The following is a 213-nucleotide window of genomic DNA, read 5'->3' on the forward strand; positions in this document are numbered from 1 at the left end:
CCGGGCGCCCGCGCCGGACGCCGCCGCTTGGGCCGCGCTGGAAGCCCGGCTGGCTTCGCCCGAGCGTTGCGCCTGGGTGCTGACCAGCTCCGAGGCGGTACGTCATCTGGCCACACAGCTCGCTGCGCGCTACGGCACGCGCGATGGCATCCACACGCCGGGCACCCCGCAGGTGCTGGCGCAAATCCTGGCGGCGCGGTGCTTTACGTCGCA

1 protein-coding gene is annotated in these 213 nt (G+C 74.2%); it reads left to right on the forward strand.

Annotated elements, in window-relative coordinates; genetic code table 11:
• The coding region (locus tag A985_RS28770) for a hypothetical protein (protein ID WP_039830644.1) at positions 1–213 on the forward strand (213 nt) is incomplete at both ends.

It is taken from the genome of Pandoraea sp. B-6, assembly GCF_000282835.1.
GTDB classification, from domain to species: domain Bacteria; phylum Pseudomonadota; class Gammaproteobacteria; order Burkholderiales; family Burkholderiaceae; genus Pandoraea; species Pandoraea cepalis.